24 protein-coding genes are annotated in these 25,327 nt (G+C 51.0%); 22 read left to right on the forward strand and 2 right to left on the reverse strand.

What is annotated here, in order from left to right; genetic code table 11:
• The first annotated feature begins 36 nt into the window (after nucleotides 1–36).
• Genes LAJLEIBI_RS04870 through xylB form a run of 9 tightly spaced genes read left to right on the forward strand, consistent with a single transcriptional unit; the run spans nucleotide 37 to nucleotide 8,473 of the window.
• The gene (locus LAJLEIBI_RS04870; protein ID WP_006441800.1) at nucleotides 37–963 is read left to right on the forward strand and encodes a DUF2156 domain-containing protein; all 927 of its coding nucleotides are present in this window, start codon (nucleotides 37–39) and stop codon (nucleotides 961–963) included.
• Nucleotides 960–2,150 carry a pyridoxal phosphate-dependent aminotransferase gene (locus tag LAJLEIBI_RS04875; RefSeq protein WP_006441801.1) on the forward strand — a complete coding sequence of 397 codons (1,191 nt, stop codon included), beginning with the start codon at nucleotides 960–962 and terminating at the stop codon, nucleotides 2,148–2,150. The genes LAJLEIBI_RS04870 and LAJLEIBI_RS04875 overlap by 4 nt, the downstream gene beginning before the upstream one ends.
• Nucleotides 2,151–2,171: 21 nt before the next feature.
• Complete coding sequence (hisC, locus tag LAJLEIBI_RS04880; RefSeq protein ID WP_006441802.1) at nucleotides 2,172–3,227, forward strand: histidinol-phosphate transaminase; 1,056 nt, start codon at nucleotides 2,172–2,174, stop codon at nucleotides 3,225–3,227.
• Nucleotides 3,228–3,238: 11 nt separating this feature from the next.
• Nucleotides 3,239–3,751 carry a COG2426 family protein gene (locus LAJLEIBI_RS04885; RefSeq protein WP_006441803.1) on the forward strand — a complete coding sequence of 171 codons (513 nt, stop codon included), beginning with the start codon at nucleotides 3,239–3,241 and terminating at the stop codon, nucleotides 3,749–3,751.
• A 9-nt stretch (nucleotides 3,752–3,760) separates the two neighbouring features.
• Nucleotides 3,761–4,585, forward strand: a complete 825-nt coding sequence (locus LAJLEIBI_RS04890) for an AraC family transcriptional regulator (RefSeq protein WP_006441804.1) — start codon at nucleotides 3,761–3,763, stop codon at nucleotides 4,583–4,585.
• Between the two features lie 33 nt (nucleotides 4,586–4,618).
• A complete protein-coding gene (locus LAJLEIBI_RS04895; protein ID WP_006441805.1) occupies nucleotides 4,619–4,849 on the forward strand; it encodes a hypothetical protein in 231 nt (76 codons plus the stop codon).
• A gap of 23 nt (nucleotides 4,850–4,872) precedes the next feature.
• Nucleotides 4,873–5,490 carry a DUF4867 family protein gene (locus tag LAJLEIBI_RS04900; protein ID WP_006441806.1) on the forward strand — a complete coding sequence of 206 codons (618 nt, stop codon included), beginning with the start codon at nucleotides 4,873–4,875 and terminating at the stop codon, nucleotides 5,488–5,490.
• A gap of 33 nt (nucleotides 5,491–5,523) precedes the next feature.
• Nucleotides 5,524–7,008 carry an L-fucose/L-arabinose isomerase family protein gene (locus LAJLEIBI_RS04905; protein ID WP_006441807.1) on the forward strand — a complete coding sequence of 495 codons (1,485 nt, stop codon included), beginning with the start codon at nucleotides 5,524–5,526 and terminating at the stop codon, nucleotides 7,006–7,008.
• A 4-nt stretch (nucleotides 7,009–7,012) separates the two neighbouring features.
• Nucleotides 7,013–8,473, forward strand: a complete 1,461-nt coding sequence (gene xylB / locus LAJLEIBI_RS04910; protein WP_006441808.1) for a xylulokinase — start codon at nucleotides 7,013–7,015, stop codon at nucleotides 8,471–8,473.
• Here xylB and LAJLEIBI_RS04915 read toward each other — a convergent pair.
• Complete coding sequence (locus tag LAJLEIBI_RS04915) at nucleotides 8,433–8,708, reverse strand: DUF1294 domain-containing protein (RefSeq protein WP_040434648.1); 276 nt, start codon at nucleotides 8,706–8,708, stop codon at nucleotides 8,433–8,435. The genes xylB and LAJLEIBI_RS04915 overlap by 41 nt on opposite strands.
• 165 nt (nucleotides 8,709–8,873) lie before the next feature.
• Here LAJLEIBI_RS04915 and LAJLEIBI_RS04920 point away from each other — a divergent pair, with 165 nt between their 5' ends.
• The 3 genes from LAJLEIBI_RS04920 to LAJLEIBI_RS04930 are packed head-to-tail and all read left to right on the forward strand — an operon-like array spanning nucleotide 8,874 to nucleotide 11,928.
• Complete coding sequence (locus LAJLEIBI_RS04920; protein WP_006441809.1) at nucleotides 8,874–9,833, forward strand: carbohydrate kinase family protein; 960 nt, start codon at nucleotides 8,874–8,876, stop codon at nucleotides 9,831–9,833.
• A 20-nt stretch (nucleotides 9,834–9,853) separates the two neighbouring features.
• A complete protein-coding gene (locus tag LAJLEIBI_RS04925; RefSeq protein ID WP_040434650.1) occupies nucleotides 9,854–11,194 on the forward strand; it encodes a MurT ligase domain-containing protein in 1,341 nt (446 codons plus the stop codon).
• A gap of 14 nt (nucleotides 11,195–11,208) precedes the next feature.
• Nucleotides 11,209–11,928 carry a type 1 glutamine amidotransferase gene (locus LAJLEIBI_RS04930; RefSeq protein ID WP_040435311.1) on the forward strand — a complete coding sequence of 240 codons (720 nt, stop codon included), beginning with the start codon at nucleotides 11,209–11,211 and terminating at the stop codon, nucleotides 11,926–11,928.
• A 13-nt stretch (nucleotides 11,929–11,941) separates the two neighbouring features.
• On the opposite strand, the gene LAJLEIBI_RS04935 is transcribed toward LAJLEIBI_RS04930, so the two are convergent.
• On the reverse strand, nucleotides 11,942–12,295 hold the full coding sequence (locus LAJLEIBI_RS04935) for a helix-turn-helix domain-containing protein (RefSeq protein ID WP_006441812.1): 354 nt from the start codon (nucleotides 12,293–12,295) through the stop codon (nucleotides 11,942–11,944).
• Nucleotides 12,296–12,489: 194 nt separating this feature from the next.
• Here LAJLEIBI_RS04935 and LAJLEIBI_RS04940 point away from each other — a divergent pair, with 194 nt between their 5' ends.
• The 10 genes from LAJLEIBI_RS04940 (at nucleotide 12,490) to LAJLEIBI_RS04985 (ending at nucleotide 25,326) form a co-directional block, all read left to right on the forward strand.
• A complete protein-coding gene (locus tag LAJLEIBI_RS04940; protein WP_006441813.1) occupies nucleotides 12,490–12,951 on the forward strand; it encodes a hypothetical protein in 462 nt (153 codons plus the stop codon).
• Nucleotides 12,952–13,030: 79 nt separating this feature from the next.
• The gene (gene ispG / locus LAJLEIBI_RS04945) at nucleotides 13,031–14,086 is read left to right on the forward strand and encodes a flavodoxin-dependent (E)-4-hydroxy-3-methylbut-2-enyl-diphosphate synthase (RefSeq protein WP_006441814.1); all 1,056 of its coding nucleotides are present in this window, start codon (nucleotides 13,031–13,033) and stop codon (nucleotides 14,084–14,086) included.
• Nucleotides 14,079–18,542: a PolC-type DNA polymerase III gene (locus tag LAJLEIBI_RS04950; protein WP_006441815.1), complete on the forward strand. Its 4,464-nt coding sequence runs from the start codon at nucleotides 14,079–14,081 to the stop codon at nucleotides 18,540–18,542. Before ispG ends, LAJLEIBI_RS04950 begins: the two co-directional genes overlap by 8 nt.
• A gap of 44 nt (nucleotides 18,543–18,586) precedes the next feature.
• Nucleotides 18,587–19,453 (forward strand): DMT family transporter, encoded by an 867-nt coding sequence (locus LAJLEIBI_RS04955; protein ID WP_040435312.1) that lies wholly within the window; start codon nucleotides 18,587–18,589, stop codon nucleotides 19,451–19,453.
• Nucleotides 19,454–19,508: 55 nt separating this feature from the next.
• A complete protein-coding gene (locus LAJLEIBI_RS04960) occupies nucleotides 19,509–20,006 on the forward strand; it encodes a hypothetical protein (protein WP_083790580.1) in 498 nt (165 codons plus the stop codon).
• Nucleotides 20,007–20,298: 292 nt separating this feature from the next.
• Complete coding sequence (gene mgtE / locus LAJLEIBI_RS04965; RefSeq protein WP_138262029.1) at nucleotides 20,299–21,630, forward strand: magnesium transporter; 1,332 nt, start codon at nucleotides 20,299–20,301, stop codon at nucleotides 21,628–21,630.
• Nucleotides 21,631–21,654: 24 nt separating this feature from the next.
• A complete protein-coding gene (locus LAJLEIBI_RS04970; RefSeq protein WP_006441820.1) occupies nucleotides 21,655–22,566 on the forward strand; it encodes a helix-turn-helix transcriptional regulator in 912 nt (303 codons plus the stop codon).
• Nucleotides 22,567–22,710: 144 nt separating this feature from the next.
• Nucleotides 22,711–23,190: a pyridoxamine 5'-phosphate oxidase family protein gene (locus LAJLEIBI_RS04975; RefSeq protein ID WP_167534340.1), complete on the forward strand. Its 480-nt coding sequence runs from the start codon at nucleotides 22,711–22,713 to the stop codon at nucleotides 23,188–23,190.
• A gap of 17 nt (nucleotides 23,191–23,207) precedes the next feature.
• The gene (locus LAJLEIBI_RS19900; protein WP_006441822.1) at nucleotides 23,208–23,948 is read left to right on the forward strand and encodes a DUF3784 domain-containing protein; all 741 of its coding nucleotides are present in this window, start codon (nucleotides 23,208–23,210) and stop codon (nucleotides 23,946–23,948) included.
• Nucleotides 23,949–24,015: 67 nt separating this feature from the next.
• Nucleotides 24,016–25,326, forward strand: a complete 1,311-nt coding sequence (locus tag LAJLEIBI_RS04985; protein WP_006441823.1) for a phenylacetate--CoA ligase family protein — start codon at nucleotides 24,016–24,018, stop codon at nucleotides 25,324–25,326.
• Nucleotide 25,327: the final 1 nt, after the last annotated feature.

The following is a 25,327-nucleotide window of genomic DNA, read 5'->3' on the forward strand; positions in this document are numbered from 1 at the left end:
GCAGAAAATTACAGACAGAAGAAAAGAAGGGAAAATATGATAGAAATTAATTTTAAACGCCCGCAGCTTGAAGATAAGGAGCTCATATCTCACTATTTTAACCATCACACGAGCCGGAGCTGTGAGCGGACTTTTGTAAATGTATATCTGTGGGCAAAGCATTATAAAGTGGAATTTGCGGTTGTGGAAGATGCCCTTGTATTTAAGAGTGAGTCGAAAAGCGGACTATCTTTTGCCTATCCGGCCGGAGAACCAGGACAGGTGAGGAAGGCGCTGGAAGTGCTTATGGAGTACAGCCGGGAAAGAGGCTCTGCGTTCAGCCTCTACAACGTGACGCCGGATAATTTTGCGCAGTTGGAGGAATGGTATCCGGGACGGTTTAAGATCGAGTACAGTGAGTCGGACGCGGACTATGTGTATGAGTCTGAAAAGCTTGCCACACTGTCGGGCAAGAAACTGCATGGGAAGAGGAACCATATCAACAAGTTCAAGAGCACGTATGAGGGCCGCTGGAGTTATGAGCCGATCACGCAAGATAATGTGGAAGAATGTTTCCAGATGGCGCTGAAATGGAGAAACCAGAACGGCTGCGAGGACGATCCGGACAAAAATTCAGAGATGTGCGTTACGCTGAATTCGCTTCGTCTCTTTGAAGAGCTTGAGCTTACAGGCGGGCTGCTCAGAGTGGACGGCAGCATCATCGCGTTCACCATCGGCGAACCGGTCTGTTCGGACACCTTTGTCGTGCATATCGAGAAGGCGTTCGCAGACATACAGGGTGCCTATCCGATGATAAACCAGCAGTTTGTAGAGCACGAGTGTATGGATTATAAATATGTGAACCGGGAAGAGGATACCGGATCCGAGGGACTCAGGAAGGCAAAACTGTCCTACCGCCCTGTGTTCATGGTGGAAAAGGGATTTGTGACTGAAAAAGAAGATAAAGGAGAAGAAGCAGAATGATAGCAGAGAAGATGAAAAACATGGTGGCAAACAGCTCGGCGATCCGGGCGATGTTTGAAGAAGGCAATCGTCTTGCAGGTATTTACGGGGCGGAAAATGTATATGATTTCAGCCTCGGCAATCCGAATGTGCCTGCTCCTGAGGCGGTAAAGACAGCGATCAAAGAGCTGCTTGACGAGGACGACCCGGTCGCGCTGCACGGGTATACGAACAGCAACAGCGGATACGCGGATGTGCGCGCCGCGGTTGCAAAGTCTGTAAACGGGCGGTTCGGCACTCATTTTACGGAAGAGAATATCGTCATGACTGTAGGAGCGGCAGGAGGCCTGAACGTCATTTTAAAGACGCTGCTCAACCCGGGCGACGAGGTGATCGCGTTTGCGCCGTATTTTGGAGAGTACCGCTCTTACACGAACAATTACGACGGGGTGATGGTGGAGATATCGCCGAACACGGCAGATTTTCAGCCAAAACTCGATGAATTTGAACAGAAGATCACGCCGAAGACGAAGGCGGTCATCGTAAATACACCGAACAATCCGACCGGGGTCGTCTATTCCGAGGATACGATCCGGAAAATGGCGGCTATAATGGACGCAAAACAGCGGGAGTTCGGCACGGATATCTATCTGATCTCCGATGAGCCGTACCGCGAGCTTGTGTATGACAACGCGGAAGTGCCGTATCTCACAAAATATTACGATAATACGATCGTCGGCTATTCCTACAGCAAGTCGCTGTCGCTTCCGGGAGAGAGGATCGGGTATCTTGTGATCCCCGACGAGGTGGCGGACAGTGAAGAAGTGCAGGCGGCGGCCAATGTTGCCACGCGTATCCTCGGGTTCGTCAATGCCCCGACGCTGCAGCAGAAGGTAGTGGCCAAATGTCTCGGGGAGAAGACAGATATCTCTTATTATGACAGAAACAGAGAGACGCTGTATCACGGCCTGAAAGAATGCGGGTTTGAATGCATTAAGCCGGAGGGCGCTTTCTACCTGTTCGTAAAATCGCCGGTGGAGGACGAGAAAGCGTTCTGCCAGGCGGCGAAGAAATATAACATACTGATCGTTCCGGGAAGTTCCTTTGCCTGCCCGGGATACGTACGGCTTGCATACTGCGTGTCATATGAGACGATCGTAAACTCACTGCCAAAGTTCAAAGAACTGGCGGCAGAATATTTTGCCTGAAGACAAAGAGGATGAATACATATGAAAGCATTCGAACAGAATATCCGTAAAGTAGAACCATATGTTCCCGGTGAACAGCCGCAGCGCAGGGTGATCAAACTGAACACGAACGAAAATCCGTATCCGCCTGCGCCGGGCGTCACAAAGGCGCTCAGAGAGATGGATGCGGATTGTCTGCGCCTATATCCGGATCCAGAGGCGGACGTACTTGTGAGAGAACTGGCGGACTATTATCACGTCGGGAAAGACCAGGTCTTTGTGGGAGTCGGGTCAGACGATGTACTGTCCATGTGTTTCCTGACATTTTTTAATTCAGATAAGCCCATATTGTTTCCTGATATCACTTATTCTTTTTATAAAGTGTGGGCCGGACTGTACAAGATCCCGTACGAATGCCAGAAGCTCAGTGATGATTTCCACATGGTGAAGGAAGATTACTATAAGGAGAACGGGGGAGTGATCTTTCCGAATCCGAATGCCCCCACAGCGCTTTACGAGGAGCTTGATACGGTAGAAGATATCATTGCCCACAATGAGGACGTGGTCGTCATTGTAGATGAAGCGTACATTGATTTTGCCGGACGCTCTGCCCTGGAGCTGCTGGATAAATATAATAATCTGCTAGTGGTGCAGACGTTCTCAAAAGCCCGCTCCATGGCCGGCATGCGTATCGGCTATGCCATCGGCAGTCCTCTGCTCATAAAATATCTCAACGATGCCAAGTATTCATTTAATTCTTATACGATGAATGCGGCTTCTCTTGTGTGTGGGGCGGAGGCCGTGAAAGACAGGGCGTATTTTGAGGACAGAGTCCGCGCGGTCGTTGAGACGAGGGAATGGGCGAAGGTGGAACTTGGGAAGCTTGGATTCCGGTTCCCGGACTCCGGCGCCAACTTTATTTTTGCCACGCATCCCGACCATGATGCGAAAGAACTGTTTGAGGCGCTGAAAGCAAACGATATCTATGTACGTTACTGGGGCAGTGAGCGGATAAAACAGTACCTGAGGATCAGCATCGGGACGAGGGAAGAAATGACAGCATTGTTTTCATTTTTAAATAAATATATGAACAGATAAGGGAGAACTATATGACAGAAACATTAGTGCAGAATATTATTGACGTGCTGGGCGGCAGCATGGGGAAAGAGGCGATCGTATTTATCATATCCATGATACCGATCCTGGAGCTGAGAGGGGCGCTTCTCGTGGCAGGTCCCCTGCTCGGTGTACCGGTTGCCACCGCGATACCGCTCTGTATTATCGGAAATATCATTCCGGTGCCCTTTATTCTCTGGCTGATCACACCTATTTTCAACTGGATGAAGGGTACGAGGAAGCTGAAGCCTATGGTGGATAAGCTGGAGGCAAAAGCGATGAGTAAAAGCGATAAGATTGAAAAATATGAATTCTGGGGACTTGTACTGTTTGTCGGCATCCCTCTTCCTGGGACCGGGGCCTGGACCGGGGCGCTCATCGCGTCGCTGCTTGGCGTTAAATTTAAAAAAGCCTTCCCAGCTATCATATTGGGAATTTTAATGGCAACAGTCATTATGTGGTTTATCAGCTATGTGCTGCTCGGAGGTGTAAATCTGTTAGGATAGGAGGAGATTATGGAATATTCTCATGAGATCATAATGCCAAACGACGACATCCCGTTTAAAATGTTTGTGTTTGAAGGAAGGAACGGCAATTATATGCGCGAGAAGCACTGGCACCGTTCCATTGAGATATTTGCGCTCTTTGAGGGGGAGCTGGAGTTCTACGTCAATGAGCTGAGATATTCCCTGAAGCCGGGAGAGTTTATGCTTGTCAATTCAAATGAGATCCATTCCATTCACTCCCCGAAGAAGAATATGACCATTGTGCTTCAGATTCCTCTTGCCACATTTGAAAAATACTATACAGAGGAACGTTTTATTTATTTTTCCCACAGCTCAAGGCTTCAGGACGAAGAAGTCATGAAGCTGATAGGAGATATGTATGAGACATATGCCAAGAAGAAATGTGGTTATGAATTAAAGGTTCAGAGCCAGTTTTATATGCTCATCTATCTCATGGTAACAAAGTACAGGGAGACAGATGTGGACGGTGAGATGGTAAAGCACAACCGGAAGCTGAATAAACTCTCTACGATCACGGCGTATATGAAAGATAATTACGCAAGGGATCTGTCTCTTGACAGCCTGTCCCAGACATTCGGCTATTCCCCTACCTACCTGTCCAGAATGTTTCAGAAATATGCCAGGATGAATTATAAGACATACCTGGACAATCTGCGGCTGGAACACGCATACAAAGATCTCGTCAATACGGAACAGGCCATAGGAGAGATCGCCATACAGAACGGCTTTCCGAACAGCAAGTCGTTCTCAAAGGTATTCCAGAAGAAATACGGAATGCTGCCGAGTGAATTCAGAAAGGAACATAATACTTGATCCCGGCCGTCTTACGGCGGGAATACGACACCGATGCTGGCAGTAAAATGCCAGCTCGTTTTATTTTATGTGTGTATCCGGTTCCGTCTGTGTGCAAGATCTTATGCATTGCCGGCGGCAGCGGCCTCAAAAACGGAAGCAAATGCTCAAAAGAGGGCAAAAAAAGACCATAAACTAGCTAAATATTTGGTCGTAGCAAAATATAAAAGTTGTTATAATTCATTATATAACAGTGCGGCAGAAGAGTTGGCTGCTGCTGACTAATACCTTTCACGGGGGGACACGATATGGAAATACAGAATGTAAAAGACGAAGCTTTTAAAACATACGGCCGGGTGCTGGAAGAATATGACGTATGCCGGCTGAGGAAGGAGATGGAGCACACGCCGCTCCCGTCGGACAGCGTTATCTATGTACCGTCCGTAGAAGAACTGGAGGCACTTCCGGCTGCGGAGTGCTTCAGGGATATGGCGTACGGCGGACTGCCCATTCAGGTCGGCTACTGCAACGGCAGCAATCATGCGATGAACGCGCTGGAATACCACCGCTGCTCGGAGATAAATGTAGCGGTGACGGACCTGATCCTGCTGCTCGGCAGACAGCAGGACCTGGAGGCGGACTATACGTACGATACTTCAAAGGCAGAAGCGTTCTTTGTTCCGGCAGGTACAGTGCTGGAAGTGTATGCGACGACGCTTCACTATGCGCCCTGCACGGCATCCGGAAGCGGGTTCCGGTGCGTCGTCATACTGCCGAAGGGCACGAACACGGAACTGGATTTCCTCGTGTCCAAAGAAGGAGAGGGAAAGCTTATGACTGCCAGGAACAAATGGCTCATAGCCCACAGGGAAGCGGGGATCGAAGGCGCGTTCTGCGGTCTGAAAGGAAGCAATATCACTGTATAGATCACAATTTACCAACAAGGAGGATGTAAGAAGATGAATAACATGCCAGAAGTAAAGATCGGAGTTGTGGCCGTCAGCCGCGACTGTTTTCCGGAGAGTCTGTCCGTGACAAGAAGACAGAACCTGATGAAAGCCTACACGGACAAATACGGAGAAGAAGGGATCTATGAATGCCCCGTCTGTATCGTGGAGAGCGAGATCCATATGGTCCAGGCGCTGGAGGATGTAAAGAGAGCAGGGTGCAACGCTCTTGTCGTATATCTGGGGAACTTTGGACCCGAGATATCGGAGACGCTGCTTGCCAGACATTTTGACGGCCCGAAGATGTTCATCGCGGCAGCGGAGGAGACAGGCGATGACCTCGTACAGGGCAGAGGAGACGCATACTGCGGCATGCTGAACGCCAGCTATAACCTGAAGCTCAGGAATGTACAGGCATATATACCGGAATATCCGGTGGGAGACGCTTCCGACTGTGCGGACATGATCCATGAATTTGTGCCGATAGCGAAAGCGCTCGTCGGACTTTCTGATCTGAAGATCATAAGCTTTGGCCCGCGGCCCCTTAATTTCCTGGCGTGCAATGCCCCGATCAAGCAGCTTTATAATCTGGGGGTAGAGATAGAGGAAAACTCAGAACTCGACTTGTTTGAGGCGTTCCATAAACATGCAGGGGATGAGAGGATACCGGCTGTCGTTAAGGAGATGGAAGCAGAACTCGGCAGCGGCAACAAGAAGCCGGAGATACTTCAGAAGCTCGCCCAGTATGAGCTTACACTGAAAGACTGGGTGGAGGAGCATAAAGGGTACCGGAAATATGTGGCCATCGCAGGGAAATGCTGGCCGGCCTTCCAGACGCAGTTCGGATTTGTCCCCTGTTATGTGAACAGCCGTCTGACTGCACAGGGAATTCCGGTGTCCTGCGAGGTGGACATCTACGGGGCGCTGAGCGAGTTCATCGGAACTGTTGTGAGCGGGGATACGGTGACGCTTCTGGATATCAACAATACTGTGCCGAAAGATATGTACGAGCAGGAGATAAAAGGTAAGTACAGCTACGGCCTGCAGGATACATTTATGGGCTTCCACTGCGGAAATACGGCGGCCGGGAAACTGTCATTCTGTGAGATGAAATATCAGATGATCATGGCGAGGACCCTTCCGGAAGAAGTGACACAGGGGACGCTGGAAGGAGACATCCTGCCGGGAGACATCACGTTCTACCGTCTGCAGAGTACGGCGGACAATGTTCTGAGAGCTTACATAGCACACGGGGAGGTACTTCCGGTGGCCACCAGATCCTTCGGCGGGGTAGGTGTGTTTGCGATTCCTGAGATGGGCCGGTTCTACCGTCATGTGCTGATCGAGGGCGGTTATCCGCATCACGGGGCCGTGGCATTCGGTCATTACGGAAAGGCTTTGTTTGAAGTGTTCAAATATATCGGCGTGCCGGTGGAGGAGATTGGATACAATCAGCCGGCAGGAGTGAGATATCCTACAGAGAACCCATGGAGGTAGCGTTATGTTATACATAGGAATTGATTTAGGGACATCGGCGGTAAAGCTTCTGCTGATGGACGAAGAAGGAAGCATAAAAAATATCGTATCCAAAGAATATCCGCTGTTCTTCCCGCATCCCGGATGGTCTGAACAGCATCCTGAGGACTGGTACGAAAAGTCCATGGAGGGCATACGGGAACTGACGGAAGGTTACGACAGGAGCAAGGTGGCGGGTATCAGCTTCGGCGGACAGATGCACGGTCTTGTGGCGCTGGATGACAGGGACGAGGTCATCCGTCCGGCTATTCTATGGAATGACGGAAGAACAGGGGAAGAGACCGATTATCTGAATGATGTGGTCGGCAAAGACAGGCTGTCACAATATACGGCGAACATCGCCTTTGCAGGTTTTACCGCGCCTAAGATCCTCTGGATGAAAAAAAATGAGCCGGAGAACTTCGCCAGAATGGCAAAGATCATGCTGCCGAAAGATTATCTGGCGTACCGGCTGTCCGGGTCATTCTGCACAGACGTCTCGGACGCGTCCGGCATGCTGCTCATGGATGTGAAGAACCGCTGCTGGTCCAGAGAGATGATGGACATATGCGGCATAAAAGAAGAACAGCTTCCGAGATTATATGAGAGCTACGAGATCGTCGGAACTTTAAAGAAAGAAGTGGCCGGGGAGCTTGGGCTCTCCGCGGATGTCAAAGTGATCGCCGGCGCGGGGGACAATGCGGCAGCCGCAGTCGGTACGGGAACGGTCGGGGACGGCATGTGCAACATTTCTCTCGGAACTTCCGGTACGATCTTTATCTCCAGCAGGAAATTCGGGGTGGACGAACACAATGCGCTCCATTCTTTTGCGCATGCAGACGGGAATTATCATCTCATGGGCTGTATGCTCAGCGCCGCGTCGTGTAATAAATGGTGGGCGGAGGATATACTGAAGACGAAGGATTACGCCGCGGAGCAGGAAGCGATCCATGCACTCGGTGAGAACAATGTATTCTATCTGCCCTATCTCATGGGAGAGCGCTCTCCTCACAATGACCCGAAGGCGAGAGCTATGTTCATCGGAATGTCCATGGATACGACGAGAGCCGACATGACGCAGGCCGTGCTGGAAGGGGTTGCGTTTGGTCTGCGCGATTCCCTTGAAGTGGCGAGAAGTCTCGGTGTCAGCATAGAGCGCACGAAGATATGCGGAGGGGGCGCAAAGAGTCCTCTCTGGAAAAAGATCATTGCCAATGTCATGGATATGAAGGTGGATGTGATCGAGAGTGAAGAAGGGCCGGCGCTTGGCGGCGCCATGCTGGCGGCTGTCGGGTGCGGCGAATACCCGGATGTGGAGACGATCGCGAAGAAGATCGTAAAAGTAGTGGACACAGTGGAGCCGGAGCCGGAACTGGTAGAGAAATACGAGGAAAAATACAGCCGGTTCAAAAAGATATATCCGACAGTAAAATGTTTATACCGATAAGAAGCTGTATGATAAGGACGGCAGGAATGCCGATACGGAAGCGGGCGTGCTTTGTTTTGTGACGGAAACAGAGCATGCCCGTTTCCGCGCCGAGGCTGCCGCCGATGAGCGCCGTGAATAAAAGAGTGCGTTCCGGTATGCGTCTTTCCCGGTTTACAGCCCTTGACTTGTCCGCTCCAAAAAGTAAAAATGAAAGTACGTTGACAAATATAAGATAAAAAACAAAGAATGCCATAATATGTCCTCCCCGTGCATTTTAACATATCCGGGCTGTTTTCGGCAATGCGGTAAATTACCTGTCAGTTACCTGTGGAAAATCAGTCCCGGTTATGATAGAATTATCTGGTACCCTCAGCCCGCATGGGCTTAAATATAATATCGGAAATAAGGAGTAAAGGTTATGGACAAGATATATGATGTAACGGCACTTGGTGAGATGCTGATCGATTTTACGCTGAATGGACAGAGCAGTCAGGGGAATAATATGTTTGAGGCATGTCCGGGCGGCGCGCCGTGCAATGTGCTGGCCATGCTGAACAAGCTGGGCAGAAAGACCGCTTTTATCGGAAAAGTGGGTCAGGATCAGTTCGGGCGCCTTTTGAAAGATACGATAGATGAACTTGGAATTGAGACAAAGGGTCTTGTCCTGGACGAACAGATCCACACGACGCTTGCCTTTGTGCATACATTCCCGGATGGTGACCGCGAGTTTTCTTTTTACAGAAAGCCGGGGGCAGACATGATGCTGACAGAAGAAGAGGTGGACTACGGCCTCATACGTCAGTCAAAGGTATTTCATTTCGGGACGCTTTCCATGACAGATGAACCGGTGATGAGCGCGACGAAGAAAGCGCTCGAAACTGCCAAAGAAGCAGGATGCCTCATCTCGTTTGATCCGAATCTGCGCCCGCCGCTCTGGGAATCGCTCGATAAGGCGAAGGAAGCTATGGAGTTCGGATTCCGCTATTGCGACATCCTGAAGATATCCGACAACGAGATTCAGTTTGTGTCAGGGAAAGAAGATTATGATGAGGGCATACTGTATCTGAAAGAAAAATATAAGATTCCGCTCATCTTCCTCACTATGGGCAAAGACGGAAGCAGGGCGTACTATAAGGGAACCCGTGTGGAACGCAAAGGGTTCCGGGTGAAAGCGATAGAGACGACCGGCGCCGGAGATACGTTCTGCGGCTGCGCCATAGGAGGAATACTGGATCATGGCCTGGACATGCTGACAGAGAGCCAGCTGGGCAATATCCTTACATATGCCAATGCAGGCGCCGCGCTTATCACGATGAAGAAGGGAGCCATACGCTCCATGCCGGAGCCTGCAGAGATCGAGGCATTGCTCCACAAGTAAAAAGACGCAGAGGGATAATTATGGGATTACGACGAATGCTGGCCGTCTGGGCGGCAAAAATTACAGAAAAGATCAGTGTGCACATTTTCCACAGGCAGGGTGTGACATGGGCCGGAAAGATCGCGCTCAGGATCTGCCCGTCCGTGCTGAAGGAACTCTCGGGTCAGGTGAGAAAAGGCATCTTTATCGTGTGCGGTACGAACGGAAAGACAACGACGAACAATATGCTCTGCGCGGCGCTTCAGGCAGAGGGAAATAAAGTGATCTGCAATCACACCGGTTCCAATATGCTCAACGGCGTGGTGGCCGCATTTGTGCTCGGAGCCGGAAACAGCGGCAGGCTCGATGCCGATTATGCGTGCATCGAGGTGGACGAGGCATCCACAAGAAAGGTTTTTCCTCATTTTAAACCGGATTACATGGTGCTGACAAATCTGTTCCGCGACCAGCTGGACCGGTACGGGGAGATCGACATCACGATGAATATATTGAAGGAAGTAATGCGCACAGCTCCTGAGATGAAGGTGATCGTAAACGGAGATGACGCGCTGTCGGCGTATCTTGCCATGGAAAGCGGCTGCCGGTATGTGACTTACGGTATCAGTGAACAGGTTGTGACGGACAACAGTCTGAATGAGATACGGGAAGGGCGGTTCTGCAAACGGTGCGGCGCGCCGCTTTCGTATAAGTTCTATCACTACAGCCAGCTCGGGGACTACGCATGTACGGAATGTGACTTCAGGCGTCCTGACATACAGTTTGACGCATCAGAGGTAGAGGTGGGCGGCAGGCTTGCCTTTACGGTGGAAGGCAGGAGAATTTCCGCGGACTATAAAGGCTTTTACAATGTCTATAATATTCTGGCGGCGTATGCGGCAGGCCGCACAGCAGGCCTTAAGCTTGAACAGTTCAACCGTATGCTTGAAACGTTCAATCCGGAAAACGGACGGATGGAGAGATTTACGGTAGGGGAGACCAAGATCCTTTTGAATCTGGCCAAGAATCCGGCAGGGTTCAACCAGAATATTTCTGCCGTCATGCAGGATGCTTCCCGGAAAGATATCATCATTGTGATCAATGACAACGCCCAGGACGGCACAGACGTGTCGTGGCTGTGGGATGTGGACTTTGACCGGTTTAAAGAAGACGACGTTAATTCCGTGACGGTCAGCGGTATCCGCTGCCATGACATGGGACTGCGCCTTAAATATACGGACATATTGAATGCGATACAGCCGGACGTGGAAAAAGCGATCTGCGAAAGGGTGGAAAACGGCTGCGGGAACCTGTATGTCCTGGTGAATTATACTGCACTTTTCAGTACGAGAAATGTGCTTAAGAGACTGGAGGGAGAGCGGTGATGGATAAGAAAGATATGAAGCTTACGATCGGACATCTCTACCCGGACCTTCTGAATCTGTACGGTGACCGCGGCAATATCGCATGCATGATGAAGCGGTGCGCCTGGAGGGGGATCGAGGCCCGGACGGTTGAGTTTAATACAGGGGATGAGATCGACTTTCAGGACCTTGATATCGTTCTTCTTGGCGGCGGTTCAGACCGGGAGCAGAGGATCGTGTGTAAGAATCTGCTCGCGATCCAGGAAAAGTTCAAGGAATATGTGGAAGATAACGGTGTTGTCATAGCTGTCTGCGGCGGTTATCAGCTGCTTGGGAAGTATTATAAGACAGAGGAAGGGACGATCGAGGGGCTGGACCTCGTGGATATATACACAGAGCAGGGGGAAGGACGCCTGATAGACAACATCGTGCTGGAGAGCAGCGTGTGCGACATGCCTGTAGTCGGGTTTGAAAATCACGGGGGAAGGACGTTTATCAACGATAACACACCGTTCGGCAGAGTGCTGTACGGCGCGGGAAACGATGGGGAGAGCGGGTACGAAGGAGTCATATATAAGAATGTGATCGGCACGTATCTCCACGGGCCGCTGCTGCCTAAAAACCCGGAGATCTGTGACTGGCTCATCCAGAGAGCGCTGGAGCGCCGGTACGGATGTGCAGAACTTGAGTCTCTGGACGACAGCAGGGAGAAGGCGGCAAACGAGTATATTTACAACAGATTTGTTAAACAATAAAGGCAGGGGAAGTTCAGGAATCAGCCTGGTACGTATCGCGCAGTTCCATAAGATGGATATATTTCAGCACGTCTCTTTTTGATTCGGCGGAGAGGCCGCGGTACTTTTCAAGAAAGTTCCGTTCCGTGACCGGCTCCGGCACGGACTGTGACGGAGTGATGCTGATCGTTTCCTCCCCCTCCAGCAGATAATCGACAGAGACGTGGAAGAGGCTGGCGAGCGCAGTCAGCTTTTCATGGGAAGGCTGTCTGTTCTTTGTCTCGTATCCGGCGATCGTGGAGCGCGCCACATTCAGCCGGCGTGCAACATAATCCTGCGTCATCTCGTTTTTCAGACGCAGGGCTTTCAACCTTTTCTCAAATGACATACCGCAACCTCCTCTGTATTATGAGATTTATTTTAGCAAGTGTTCCCAAAAAGTAGAGATTATGTGCCAAATATCAACAAAATGTTGCGGTAAAGTTCCGGCACGGAACATTGTTTGATCACATTGACAGAGTTGAGGAAACAACTTATAATTTAAATAAGGCAGAAATAAAAGAACCGAGAGGACTGGAATAGATGATAATTGCAAAAAACGATGAGGCAAAAAGAAGTAAAATATGGACGGTAGTGACACTGGTAAGTTCAGTGCTCATAGTATTGATCGCCGTTTTTCTTCTGACCAAGCTTTTTACGACAAATCCGCTGGAAGGAACGTGGGAGGACGAGGACGGTAACTTTGTGCTTACCGTAAAAGGAAATAATTCGCTTACAGTGAATGTTCCGGATCTTGCCGAGGATTACAGCGCGGACATTAAGATGGACTATGTGCTGGACAAAGACGAAAAGACAGTCACGATCAAGATGAATGATTCCGAGGTGGAGAAAGCGGTGAAACGCTCCGACGGGATCCTGACAGAGGAGACACTTGAGAATGCTCTCAGTTCAGTCACTACGACGTTTGACTACAGTGTGGACAGGGATACCCTGACGCTGACGGAACGCGAGTACGGCGAGCAGATGGTGTTCACGAAAAAATAATACAGTCAGTTATCCCTCTATTGACGCCGGGAAAGAAAGGTGAAGAATAGAGGGGTTTTATTTTAATGCGAGGTGTGCTATGAAAAGAGAAGAAACGAAAAAAATTAAGATCGGAAATGTGTATATAGGAGGGGGAAGCCCTGTCGCCATACAGTCTATGACAAATACAAGAACCGAGGATGCAGGCGCGACCGTAAGCCAGATCCTGAAGCTGGAGAGAGCAGGCTGTGACATTATACGCTGTGCGGTGCCTACGATGGAGGCGGCTGAGGCTCTTACGGAGATCAAAAAGCAGATACATATACCGCTCGTGGCAGACATCCACTTTGACTACCGGCTTGCCATAGCCGCGATCGAACACGGTGCGGACAAGATCCGTATCAACCCGGGCAATATCGGCGGGGAAGACCGGGTGAGAGCTGTGGTGGAGAAAGCGGCAGAATATCATGTTCCGATCCGGGTCGGTGTCAACAGTGGTTCGCTGGAAAAGCATATTCTGGAAAAGTTCGGCAAAGTCACCGCAGAAGGGCTCGCAGAAAGCGCGATGGACAAGGTGCATATGATCGAACGTACGGGGTACAGTGAGATCGTGGTGAGCATCAAATCATCCGATGTCCTGATGTGTGTGAAAGCGCATGAACTCATAGCAAAGGAGTGTCCGTATCCGCTTCATGTCGGCATCACGGAGTCCGGCACACTGCTGTCCGGCAATATCAAGTCATCCATCGGGCTTGGGCTGATCCTGAGCAAAGGGATCGGTGATACGGTGCGCGTATCCCTCACCGGTTCCCCTCTGGAAGAGATCAGATCAGCAAGACTGATCCTGAAGACGCTCGGCCTTCGGACAGGCGGCATAGAAGTCGTTTCGTGCCCTACGTGCGGCAGAACAAGGATCGATCTGATCGGGCTGGCAAACAAAGTGGAAGATATGGTCGCGGATATCCCGCTCGACATCAAAGTGGCCGTCATGGGCTGCGTGGTGAACGGCCCCGGTGAGGCGAGGGAAGCCGACATCGGAATCGCCGGAGGAGTCGGGGAAGGACTGCTCATCAAAAAGGGCGAGGTCGTAAAAAAGGTGAAAGAAGAAGCGCTGCTTGAGACGCTGAGACAGGAGTTGTTGCATTGGGATGAGTAAGCCATTTTTTGAAGTATTTCCTACATTAAAGACAGATGAAGATATGAAGATGTTATTTTCCGGCGTGGATGTCCTGAAGGTGACGACCAACTCGGACAGAACATTTATCAAAGTACATATATTGAGCCGTCATCTGCTTCAGAAGAAACGTATCTATGAGATGGAAAAGATGCTGAAGGACCAGCTGTTCGGGCACAGCAGGATAAGTACGGAGCTTGTGGAGAGGTATGAACTGTCCGCGCAGTATACGCCGGAAAATCTCATGAATGAATATCTGGAGAGTATGATCCTGGAGCTGAACACGAGAAGTGTTGTGGAGCGCAGCATGCTGCAGAGCGCCAGATATTCTTTTGAGGACGGCAATATTCTATGCCTGGAGCTGACAGATACCATTGTGGCCAAGGGGAAGAAGGAATCGCTCACCTCGTACCTGGAGAAAGTGTTCGCGGACAGATTCGGGCGCAGGGTGGAGGTCCGTGTCGTCTATGAGGAGGCAAAGGACAGCAAGCTGAAATACAATGATGTGAAAATACGGCAGGAGGTTGAGGCGATCCTTGAACAGACCGCCGCCGTTCATCAGGAGAAAGCGGAACAGAAGAAGGCGGCGGAGGAGAAGAAAGAGACTCCCGCTAAGCCGGGCCGGCAGGAGAAGAGAGACAAATACGCGTTCGGGAGTTACAGGAAGCCGTCCGATGACCCGAGTCTTATCTGGGGAAGAAATTTTGACGATGAGACGATCGAGCTTGAGCAGGTTGCAGGAGAGATGGGAGAGATCACCATACGCGGCAAAGTCATCAGCTTTGACACGAGAGAGATCCGCAACGAAAAGACGATCGTCATGTACGCGGTCACTGACTTTACCGATACGATCACCGTAAAAATGTTTGTGAGAAACGAACAGCTCCCGGATATTCTGGGTGATATCAAAAAGGGAGCATTTCTGAAAATAAAAGGCGTCACGACGATCGACAAGTTTGACGGAGAGCTTACGATCGGTTCTGTGACTGGGATCAAAAAGATAGCGGATTTTACAGAATCAAGGAAAGACACTGCGCCGGAAAAGAGGGTGGAGCTGCACTGTCATTCCAAGATGAGCGATATGGACGGTGTGACGGAAGTAAAAGATCTCGTGAAACGGGCGCACGACTGGGGACACAAAGCCATCGCCATCACGGATCACGGCGTGGTGCAGGCGTTTCCCGATGCCAACCACTATATCGAGACGCTTGATAAGGACGATCCGTTTAAGGTCATATACGGGGTGGAAGGATATCTCGTGGACGATCTCACAGACGTCGCGGTCAATGAAAAGGGACAGACACTCGATGATACATTCGTCGTATTTGACCTCGAGACGACCGGGTTCAGTTCCATCAAGGATAAAATTATCGAGATTGGCGCTGTGAAAGTGGAAGGCGGGCGGATCACGGAGAAGTTCAGCACATTCGTCGATCCGAAGATCCCGATCCCGTTCCGCATTACCCAGCTGACGGGCATCACGGACCAGATGGTCATGGACGCGCCTGAGATCGAAGCGGCGCTTCCGGCGTTTCTGGAATTTGCCGGGGACGCTGCCCTTGTGGCGCACAACGCCGGATTCGACGTGGGATTCATAGACCAGAACTGCCGGTATATGGATATCACTCCGGATTTTACAGCTGTGGATACGGTGGCCATGTCCAGGATACTCCTTCCTACGCTGTCTAAATTCAAGCTGAATGTAGTTGCCAAGGCGCTTAATATTTCACTGGAAAACCATCACCGGGCAGTGGACGACGCGGGAGCGACAGCGGAGATATTCGTCCGGTTCGTGGATATGCTTAAGGAGAGAGGGATCCATACGCTTGCAAGGCTCAACCAGTTCGGTTCATCGAACGCCAACGCTATAAGGAAGCTTCCGTCGTTTCACGTCATTATACTGGCTAAAAACGAGACGGGCAGGGTCAACCTGTATAAACTGATATCCAAATCCCATCTCGATTACTTTGGGAGGCAGCCGAGAATTCCAAAAAGCGAACTGTCCAGACACAGAGAGGGACTCATAGTGGGCAGCGCCTGCGAGGCGGGAGAACTGTACCAGGCGATTCTGGACGACAAGTCTCAGGAGCGCATCGCACGTATCGTGAATTTTTACGATTATCTGGAGATACAGCCGCTTGGCAACAATAAATTTATGATCGCAAGCGAAAGAATCTCCAAGATACATTCAGAGGAAGATCTAAAGAACGTGAACCGGACGATCGTAAAGCTCGGGGAAAAGTTCAGGAAGCCTGTGGTAGCCACGTGTGACGTTCATTTTATGGATCCGGAGGATGAAGTGTACCGCAGGATCATCATGGCGGGCAAGGGCTTCACGGATGCGGACGAACAGGCGCCGCTGTATCTGCGCACGACGGATGAGATGCTGGCGGAATTCGAGTATCTCGGCTCTGCGAAAGCGAGGGAGGTCGTCATAGACAATCCGAATAAGATCGCGGATTCTGTGGAAAGGATATCCCCGGTGCGTCCGGACAAATGTCCTCCTGTCATCCCGGATTCGGACCAGATGCTGCGCGATATCTGTTACAATAAAGCCCGTTCCATGTATGGGGACGAACTTCCTGAGGTCGTTACGGAGCGGCTGGAGCGGGAACTGAACTCCATCATATCCAACGGTTTTGCCGTGATGTACATCATAGCCCAGAAGCTGGTGTGGAAGTCAAACGAAGACGGGTATCTGGTAGGCTCGCGTGGTTCAGTCGGCTCTTCCTTTGTCGCTACGATGGCGGGGATCACGGAAGTAAATCCACTGAGTCCGCACTACTACTGCAGGAGCTGCCACTACAGTGATTTTGATTCCGGCGATGTGCGTGCGTATGCTGGAGGATGCGGCTGGGATATGCCGGATAAAGTGTGTCCCGTCTGCGGTGAGAAGCTCGTAAAAGACGGCTTCGACATTCCGTTTGAGACGTTCCTTGGCTTTAAGGGAAACAAAGAGCCGGACATTGACTTGAACTTTTCCGGGGATTATCAAAGTAATGCACACAAATATACAGAAGTCATATTCGGCGACGGGCAGACGTTCCGGGCCGGTACGATCGGAACGCTCGCCGATAAGACGGCCTTTGGCTATGTAAAGAATTATTTTGAAGAGCGGGGCCAGAGGAAGCGCAACTGTGAGATCGACAGGATCGTCCAGGGGTGCACCGGGATCAGGAGGAGCACGGGACAGCATCCGGGCGGCATTATCGTGCTTCCCCTCGGGGAGGATATTAACTCCTTTACGCCGGTGCAGCATCCAGCCAACGATATGACGACGGACATCGTCACGACACATTTTGATTACCACTCTATCGACCATAACCTGCTCAAGCTCGATATACTCGGCCATGACGATCCGACGATGATCAAGACGCTGGAGGAATTCATAAGCTCTCCGGCGATGGAAAATGAATACAATGAGACAGACAACCGTTTTGACGCCACAAAGATCCCGCTGGATGACAGAGGAGTCATGTCGCTGTTTCACGACACTTCAGCGCTCGGCATCAAGCCTGACGATATCGGAGGCTGTCCGGTAGGGTGTCTCGGCATCCCCGAATTCGGGACGGAATTTGTAGTGCAGATGGTGGTGGACACGAAACCGCAGACACTTTCAGACCTGATACGTATCTCAGGGCTGTCACACGGTACAGACGTGTGGCTCAACAACGCCCAGGAACTGATCAGGAGCGGAAAGGCGACGATCTCCACCGCCATCTGTACCCGTGACGATATTATGACTTACCTGATCAATAAAGGGATGGACAGTGAGCTTTCCTTTACGATCATGGAGAAGGTAAGAAAGGGAAAAGGGCTGACGCCGGAATTTGAAAAGGCGATGAAGGAGGCGGATGTGCCGGACTGGTATATCTGGTCGTGCAAGCAGATAAAGTATATGTTCCCGAAGGCCCACGCCGCGGCGTATGTCATGATGGCATACCGGATCGCCTACTGTAAGATCAATTATCCGCTTGCGTACTACGGCGCGTATTTTGGGATCCGCGCTGATGCGTTTTCTTATGAATTAATGTGCCAGGGAAAGGAAAAACTAAAGTTCTATATAGAGGATTATAAGCGCCGTTCCGATTCCCTCAGCAAAAAAGAACAGGATACGATGAAGGATATGAGGATCGTCCAGGAGATGTACGCAAGAGGCTATGAGTTTATGCCTCTGGACATTTATAAGGCAAAGGCGTCCAAGTTCCAGATCGTTGACGGCAGACTGATGCCGCCGCTCTCGAGCATAGACGGAATGGGAGACAAGGCGGCCGAGGCGGTGGAGGAAGCGGCCAAGGACGGCCCGTATCTGTCCAGGGATGATTTCAGGCAGCGCACAAAGGTCAGCAAGACGGTGATCGATTATATGGCTGATATGGGGCTGTTCGGGGATATTCCGGAGTCCAACCAGCTGTCGCTGTTCGACCTGAGCATGTAGCGGCCAAAAAAAGAGGAATGTATCAGAATGGCAGGTTTGTGAAAATGAGTGGAAAACAAAAATATAAAGGGATCTTGTATATCGTATGTTCTGCGTTCTGCTTTTCGCTTATGAATATGTTCGTGCGTCTGTCAGGGGATCTGCCTTCCGTACAGAAAAGCTTCTTCCGGAATCTGGTGGCGTTCTTTTTCGCGCTTATTATGATCAGGCGGGAGGCGGTTCCACTTAGGTGCAGGGCGGGAAATCTGAAGTATCTGCTGCTTCGTTCCCTGTTTGGCACAGTTGGGATTCTGTGTAATTTTTATGCAGTGGACCACCTTGTCCTGGCGGACGCGTCAATGCTCAACAAGATGTCTCCGTTCTTTGTCGTAGTCTTCAGCATTTTTATACTGAAGGAGCGGGTGACGGTGCCGCACATGCTGTTTGTGGGCGGCGCTTTTGCGGGAAGCCTGTTTGTGATAAAACCGTCCTTTTCAAACATGGACCTCCTCCCGTCGCTTATCGGGCTGGCCGGCGGACTGGGAGCCGGCGCGGCGTATACATTTGTGCGCAAATTGAGCTTAAGGGGGGAAAAGGGCCCGCTGATCGTCTGTTTTTTCTCTGCTTTTTCCTGCCTGGCCACCTTGCCGTTTCTCATATACGGCTATGAGCCTATGAGTCTGAGGCAGATAGTTCTGCTCCTTTTTGCAGGTCTCGCGGCTGCGGGAGGGCAGTTTGGGATCACGGCCGCCTACAGCCATGCCCCGGCGCGGGAGATATCGGTGTACGACTATTCGCAGATCATGTTTTCCGCCCTGCTCGGGTTACTTGTCTTCGGCCAGGTGCCGGATGCACTCAGCTGGCTCGGTTATGCAGTCATCTGTACGATGGCAGTTTTGATGTTCTTTTACAATTTAAAGAGAGAAAAGTAACAAAAGCAGGCGGCATCTTATACTTTATACTAAAGGATGAAAGGAAGTGCAGATTATGAAGTTGAGATGCTGTCATGAAAATAGACCTCCGGCATGCTGTCCGCCGGGACCGCCTCCGGTGCCGGAAGACAGGCCGGATTTTTTTGCGCAGTTCGGCGTGTACGGAAGCCCGGAATCAGGGAGCAGTCTTCCGTTTATTCAGTTGTTTAAAGAAGGAGAGGGCATCCGCCTTGACGGGGATACGGACATACTGCTGGAACCTGGCTGGCTTTATCTTGTGAACTATCTGTTCCTTGCGACTCCGGAACCGGACGGTTTCATGCAGATCATTCCGAGAATAAACGGAAGCCTGAGGGGCTTGTATTCTTTTTTTGCCCCTACGGGAGCGGAGAAGAATACTTCGGCGGCCGGAAGCTTTACGACGAATGAAGCCGCGGCCTCAGAGGCGCGGCTGTCGTTTCACCTGACATATCCCTCCACGACGCGCAATATAGATATTTCAGGCGCGGTGTCTGTGACGCCGCTCATACGGATAAAAAACAGTGGAAGCTGACTTGACTTTTGGGGAAGAGTGGGCTATGCTGATTAAAGTCACGATAAAATAATTAAGGAAAGGCAGGCGAATCTGCATGGATGGTCATTCGGGACGAAGTTGTAACTTAACAATGACAATCGGATATGGCATGTACGTGGAGTCTGCCCTTTTTGAACAGTTCTTTTGACAGATTTTATATAAAAGAGCGTTTTCTTGTAATAGATTCAAAGCAGAGCGGGACTTTATTTTGTGCTGTCTGTCCGGTATGAGGGCGGACAGCATTTTTCTGTCCGGGACAAGGAGGCGCGAGATGATAAGAAACACACTGAAAGAATTATTAGACGCAAAGAAATACAGAGAGATCCACGGTATGCTGGATGCATATAATCCGGTAGACCTGGCGGAGCTTCTGATGGAACTGGATGATTCGGAGCTGGCTGTCGTGTTCCGTATGATAGACAAGGAGAAGGCCGCGGAAGTATTTTCCTATATGGATGACGATCAGCGGCAGACGCTGCTGGAAGGATTCACGAGCCAGGAGATATCCTATATACTGGATACGATGTATACTGACGACGCGGTAGATTTTCTGGAGGATATGCCGGCCAACGTAGTCACAAAGCTGTTGGAACATGTAAGCGGAGAGACGCGGGCGGATATCAACCGGCTTTTGAAATATCCGGAAGACAGCGCGGGAAGCATTATGACGGTAGAGTATGTGGAACTGTCGCCGGAGATGACGGTGGGGCAGGCGCTGGCAAAGATACGCCGCGTCGGGATCGAGAGTGAGACTGTCTATACCTGTTATGTGGTGGAGCGCAAAAAGCTTATCGGGATCGTGACTGCCAAGGCGCTCATGACCAACGCGGAGTCTGTCCGGATCGCCGGACTTATGCAGGATAATTTTATCTCAGTGCAGACGACAGACGATCAGGAGGATGCCGCGAAGCTGTTCCGCAAATACGGTCTCATAGCGATACCGGTCCTTGACCATGAGGAGCGGCTGGTCGGGATCGTGACCTTTGACGATGCGATCGGTGTCCTGACGGACGAGACGACGGAAGATATGCACAAGATGGCGGCCATGACGGCAAATGAAGAGTCTTATCTTAAGACGGGAGTATTCCAGCATGCCAGGAACCGGATCGGCTGGCTGCTGTTTCTGATGTTTTCTGCCACCATAACCGGTACGATCATCACTCATTATGAGGCGGCGATCGCTTCCGTTCCGCTGCTTGTATCCTTTATACCGATGCTCACGGATACGGGCGGAAACTGCGGATCCCAGAGTTCCACACTTGTCATCCGGGGGCTGGCGGTAGACGAACTGCATTTTTCAGACTTGTTTACCGTCGTCTGGAAGGAATTCAGGGTATCGCTCGTAGTGGGAACGGCGCTGGCGGCGGCCAACGGTATCCGTATCTATGTGATGCACCGGGATCTGGGACTTGCAGCTGTGATCGGTGTCTCTCTCATCGGCACGATCATTGTGGCAAAGATGGTGGGGTGCATGCTGCCCATATTCGCAAAGCAGCTCAGACTGGATCCGGCCATTATGGCAGCGCCGCTGATCACTACGATCGTGGATACATGTTCTATTATCATCTTTTTTAAGATAGCGACAATGGTGTTCCATCTATAGGCGGATAAAAAGGAGACGGTAGTTATGAAAATAGACAGGCTTATCGGGATATTATCTGTCCTTCTGCAGCAGGAAAAAGTGACGGCTCCGTATCTGGCCGACAAGTTTGAAGTGTCGAGAAGAACGGTCAACAGAGATATCGAGGACCTGTGCAAGGCGGGAATACCGCTCGTTACGACGCAGGGGAGCGGCGGAGGCATCTCCATCATGGAAGGATACAAACTGGAGAAGACGCTTCTTACATCGGCGGAGATGCAGGCCATACTGACCGGGCTGAAAAGCCTGGACAGTGTGGCCGGCACGAGCCGCTACAGGCAGCTGATGGAGAAGCTGGACGTAAGGAGCACTACACTAGCGTCCAACAGCCATATTCTCATCGATCTGTCCTCCTATTACAAGACAACGCTGGCCCCGAAGATAGAGATGATACAGGACGCGATAGAGAACAGGAGATATATAACGTTCCACTATTATGCCCCGAAGGGGGAGAGCGTCAGAAAGATCGAGCCGTGCCTGCTCGTGTTCCAGTGGTCGTCGTGGTATGTCCGGGGGTACTGTACGGACAGGGAAGATCACCGTCTGTTCAAACTGAACCGTATGCTGGAGCTTAAGGTGCTTCCGGAACAATTTCCCGAGCGGGAAGAGGAGCCTTACGAGCTGAACGCGGACTCTGCGTATGACAGACAGATACCGGTAAAAGCAGTATTCGTGCCGGAGATGAGATGGCGGCTCATTGAGGAATATGGTGCCGACAGCTTTACGGAACTTGAGGACGGCAGACTGCTGTTCCAGTTTGATTTTGCGGATGAAGAGAATATATTCAGCTGGATACTGAGCTTTGCAGATAAGGTGGAACTGCTGGAGCCGGCCCGGCTGCGCGCCCGCCTTCTGAACATCGCAGAAGGCATCAGGAGCAAATATAAGGACAGGCAGTAACAAAGCTGTCATTGCGTGACGGGTGTTTATAGACCGGCGCTGAAGATGAGAGGAATAGACCGTCTCCCATGATTTCACATTGAAATATGGGAGATTTCTTATTATAATTGGACTTATAATGAAATACGGAAGGGATGGATGACAATGAGAAGACCAAAACGGGAAATCAAGGATATGGCGGAGATATGTACGGTGATCGGCGAGTGCAGTGTATGCCGTCTGGGACTCAATGATAAGGGAAACGTATACATAGTGCCGATGAACTTTGGTTATACATGTGAGGACAGAAAGCTTACGTTTTATTTACACAGTGCCAAAGTAGGGAGAAAGATCGAGGTGCTGAAGGAAAATCCGGATGTATGTGTAGAGCTGGACTGCAGACACGGCCTGATGTCCGCGGACAAGCCGTGCGGGCACAGCTATCTTTTTGCAAGCCTCATCGGCAGCGGGAAGGCCTGTCTGGAGGAAGACGCGGATGAAAAACGGAAGGCGCTGCAGGTGATCATGAAGCATCAGACAGGCAGAGACTTTACGGACTTTGATGAAAAATGGGTCAACGCCGTGGCCGTCATAAAGGTGGAGCTTGACGCTTACACGTGCAAACACCATGACGGCAGCAACTGATAGGAAGAGGTGAGCGTATGTGGATTCTCACGGGTCTGTTCGCGGTATTGTCCATCGTCCTGCTCTCCGGCAGGGGCAGTTTTCTTATCGCAGGTTATAACACGGCGGACAAGGAAGAGAAAGCAAAATATGATGAAAAGAAGCTCTGCCGCGTCATGGGAGCGGGCATGGCGGTCATTACGGCCATTCTGCTGCTCTGCACGCTGTATGAGTTTGATCTGCCCCGGGGCCTGCGGTGGATCCTGCCCGCCGGCATCTTCGGCGTTGTCATCTTCCTTGTCATCGCCACAAATACGATCTGCCGGGCCAGGACGCCCGCAGCCGGCACGAAAGAGAGGAAAAAGGCGGCGCTGACGACGAAGGTCACTGTGGCAGTTCTCGCGGTAACATGTATTTTGGTAGTCTCTGTGCTTTATACGGGAGATGTCAAAGTACAGTTCGAGAAGGACTATATGAATATCCATACGTCGGTGATCGGCAGCAAAAAGGTTGGATATGAGGAGATCTTATCGGTCGCCTATGAGGACAGTATGGACATCGGGAGGCGGACCGGAGGCATCGGGAGCTTCCGGCTTCAGGCCGGCAGTTTCAAAAACAGTGAATTTGGAGCATATCATCTCTACTCCTACACAGACTGCAGCGAATATGTCGTCCTCGAAACGGCTGACGGGTACCTTGTGGTCAACGGAAAAACGCCGTCAAAGACGAGAAATCTGTATCATGATATTTCTGAAAGAGCCGGTTTTTTCGCAAATTAATGCTTTAATCTGTGAAAGTAATGTGCTATACTAAAAAAAGCATGTATGGTATGAAGGAGGAAATAACATGATTTGGGCGAAAGAAGAGACCCTGCCGAGAGATGAGATCGAGGGTATCCAGCTTGAGAAGCTTAAGGAGACGGTGCGCTACATCTATGAGAAGTCGGCGCCGTACCGCCGGAAGATGGATGAGGCGGGCGTAAGACCGGATGATATCGGAAGTCTGACGGATCTGCAGAAGCTTCCATTTACATATAAGGCGGATTTCAGGGATAATTATCCCATGGGACTTTTTGCGGTGGATAAAAAGGAGCTTGTGCGTTTTCATGCCAGCTCCGGCACGACAGGGAAACCGACGGTGGTAGGTTATACGAAGAAGGATCTGGACGTGTGGCTCAACAATGTGGCGAGGATCGCCTGTATGGGCGGCGCCACACCGGACGATGTGGCGCAGATCGCTTTCGGATACGGGACGTTCACAGGCGCGCTCGGACTGCACGGGGGCCTGGAGAAGTTAGGCGCTTCCGTGATACCGATGTCTTCCGGAAATACGAAGAAACAGATCATGTTCATGCAGGACATGGGGACGACGCTTCTTGTGGCGACGCCGTCTTATGCGCTGCATCTCGGGGAAGAGATCAGGGCGAGAGGGCTTGACCCGTCCAAAGACCTGAAGGTACATATAGGGCTGTTCGGCGGTGAGGGAATGACGGAGCCGATGAGAGACGAGATGCATAAGGTATGGGGAGAGCAGTTCCTGTGCACCCAGAACTATGGCATGAGTGAGCTGTGCGGCCCGGGCGTGGCAGGAGAATGTGAAAGTCTGTGCGGCATGCATGTGAACGAAGACTGGTTCATACCGGAGGTGATCGATCCTGAGACGGGGGATGTGCTTCCTCCGGGCGAGCATGGCGAGCTGGTCGTGACCTGCCTTGGGAAAGAAGCGCTTCCGCTTGTGAGATACCGTACCGGGGATCTGACAAAGCTTATGTACGAGCCGTGCGCATGCGGCAGAACGACCGTGAGGATGGAGAATCTCTCCGGCCGGGCAGACGATATGCTTGTGATCCGGGGAGTCAATGTATTTCCGACGCAGATCGAGGAAGTTCTGCTGCAGGTTCCGGAGATAGGACCCCATTACGAGATCGTTGTAGAGCGGAAAAACCGTCTGGATGTCATGACGATCACGGTTGAATTGATAGATGACCGTCTGCTGGACAGCTACAGTAAGTTAAGCGAACTGGAGCAGCGGATCAAAAAGGGACTGAAAGCACAGCTTGGACTTGCGACGCAGATCAAACTTGTCGCCCCCTATTCTCTGCAGAGATTTGAGGGGAAAGCCAAGAGAGTGACGGATATGAGAAAGGATGGACTATAAG

The organism is [Clostridium] hylemonae DSM 15053 (assembly GCF_008281175.1).
GTDB classification, from domain to species: Bacteria; Bacillota; Clostridia; order Lachnospirales; family Lachnospiraceae; genus Extibacter; species Extibacter hylemonae.

Excerpts from the sequence above, each read along its gene's own strand:
- LAJLEIBI_RS04870 (WP_006441800.1), top strand. The coding sequence starts at position 37 with ATGATAGAAATTAATTTTAAACGCCCGCAGCTTGAAGATAAGGAGCTC.
- LAJLEIBI_RS04875 (WP_006441801.1), top strand. The coding sequence starts at position 960 with ATGATAGCAGAGAAGATGAAAAACATGGTGGCAAACAGCTCGGCGATC.
- hisC (WP_006441802.1), top strand. The coding sequence starts at position 2,172 with ATGAAAGCATTCGAACAGAATATCCGTAAAGTAGAACCATATGTTCCC.
- LAJLEIBI_RS04885 (WP_006441803.1), top strand. The coding sequence starts at position 3,239 with ATGACAGAAACATTAGTGCAGAATATTATTGACGTGCTGGGCGGCAGC.
- LAJLEIBI_RS04890 (WP_006441804.1), top strand. The coding sequence starts at position 3,761 with ATGGAATATTCTCATGAGATCATAATGCCAAACGACGACATCCCGTTT.
- LAJLEIBI_RS04895 (WP_006441805.1), top strand. The coding sequence starts at position 4,619 with ATGCTGGCAGTAAAATGCCAGCTCGTTTTATTTTATGTGTGTATCCGG.
- LAJLEIBI_RS04900 (WP_006441806.1), top strand. The coding sequence starts at position 4,873 with ATGGAAATACAGAATGTAAAAGACGAAGCTTTTAAAACATACGGCCGG.
- LAJLEIBI_RS04905 (WP_006441807.1), top strand. The coding sequence starts at position 5,524 with ATGAATAACATGCCAGAAGTAAAGATCGGAGTTGTGGCCGTCAGCCGC.
- xylB (WP_006441808.1), top strand. The coding sequence starts at position 7,013 with ATGTTATACATAGGAATTGATTTAGGGACATCGGCGGTAAAGCTTCTG.
- LAJLEIBI_RS04915 (WP_040434648.1), bottom strand. The coding sequence starts at position 8,708 with ATGGCATTCTTTGTTTTTTATCTTATATTTGTCAACGTACTTTCATTT.
- LAJLEIBI_RS04920 (WP_006441809.1), top strand. The coding sequence starts at position 8,874 with ATGGACAAGATATATGATGTAACGGCACTTGGTGAGATGCTGATCGAT.
- LAJLEIBI_RS04925 (WP_040434650.1), top strand. The coding sequence starts at position 9,854 with ATGGGATTACGACGAATGCTGGCCGTCTGGGCGGCAAAAATTACAGAA.
- LAJLEIBI_RS04930 (WP_040435311.1), top strand. The coding sequence starts at position 11,209 with ATGAAGCTTACGATCGGACATCTCTACCCGGACCTTCTGAATCTGTAC.
- LAJLEIBI_RS04935 (WP_006441812.1), bottom strand. The coding sequence starts at position 12,295 with ATGTCATTTGAGAAAAGGTTGAAAGCCCTGCGTCTGAAAAACGAGATG.
- LAJLEIBI_RS04940 (WP_006441813.1), top strand. The coding sequence starts at position 12,490 with ATGATAATTGCAAAAAACGATGAGGCAAAAAGAAGTAAAATATGGACG.
- ispG (WP_006441814.1), top strand. The coding sequence starts at position 13,031 with ATGAAAAGAGAAGAAACGAAAAAAATTAAGATCGGAAATGTGTATATA.
- LAJLEIBI_RS04950 (WP_006441815.1), top strand. The coding sequence starts at position 14,079 with ATGAGTAAGCCATTTTTTGAAGTATTTCCTACATTAAAGACAGATGAA.
- LAJLEIBI_RS04955 (WP_040435312.1), top strand. The coding sequence starts at position 18,587 with ATGAGTGGAAAACAAAAATATAAAGGGATCTTGTATATCGTATGTTCT.
- LAJLEIBI_RS04960 (WP_083790580.1), top strand. The coding sequence starts at position 19,509 with ATGAAGTTGAGATGCTGTCATGAAAATAGACCTCCGGCATGCTGTCCG.
- mgtE (WP_138262029.1), top strand. The coding sequence starts at position 20,299 with ATGATAAGAAACACACTGAAAGAATTATTAGACGCAAAGAAATACAGA.
- LAJLEIBI_RS04970 (WP_006441820.1), top strand. The coding sequence starts at position 21,655 with ATGAAAATAGACAGGCTTATCGGGATATTATCTGTCCTTCTGCAGCAG.
- LAJLEIBI_RS04975 (WP_167534340.1), top strand. The coding sequence starts at position 22,711 with ATGAGAAGACCAAAACGGGAAATCAAGGATATGGCGGAGATATGTACG.
- LAJLEIBI_RS19900 (WP_006441822.1), top strand. The coding sequence starts at position 23,208 with ATGTGGATTCTCACGGGTCTGTTCGCGGTATTGTCCATCGTCCTGCTC.
- LAJLEIBI_RS04985 (WP_006441823.1), top strand. The coding sequence starts at position 24,016 with ATGATTTGGGCGAAAGAAGAGACCCTGCCGAGAGATGAGATCGAGGGT.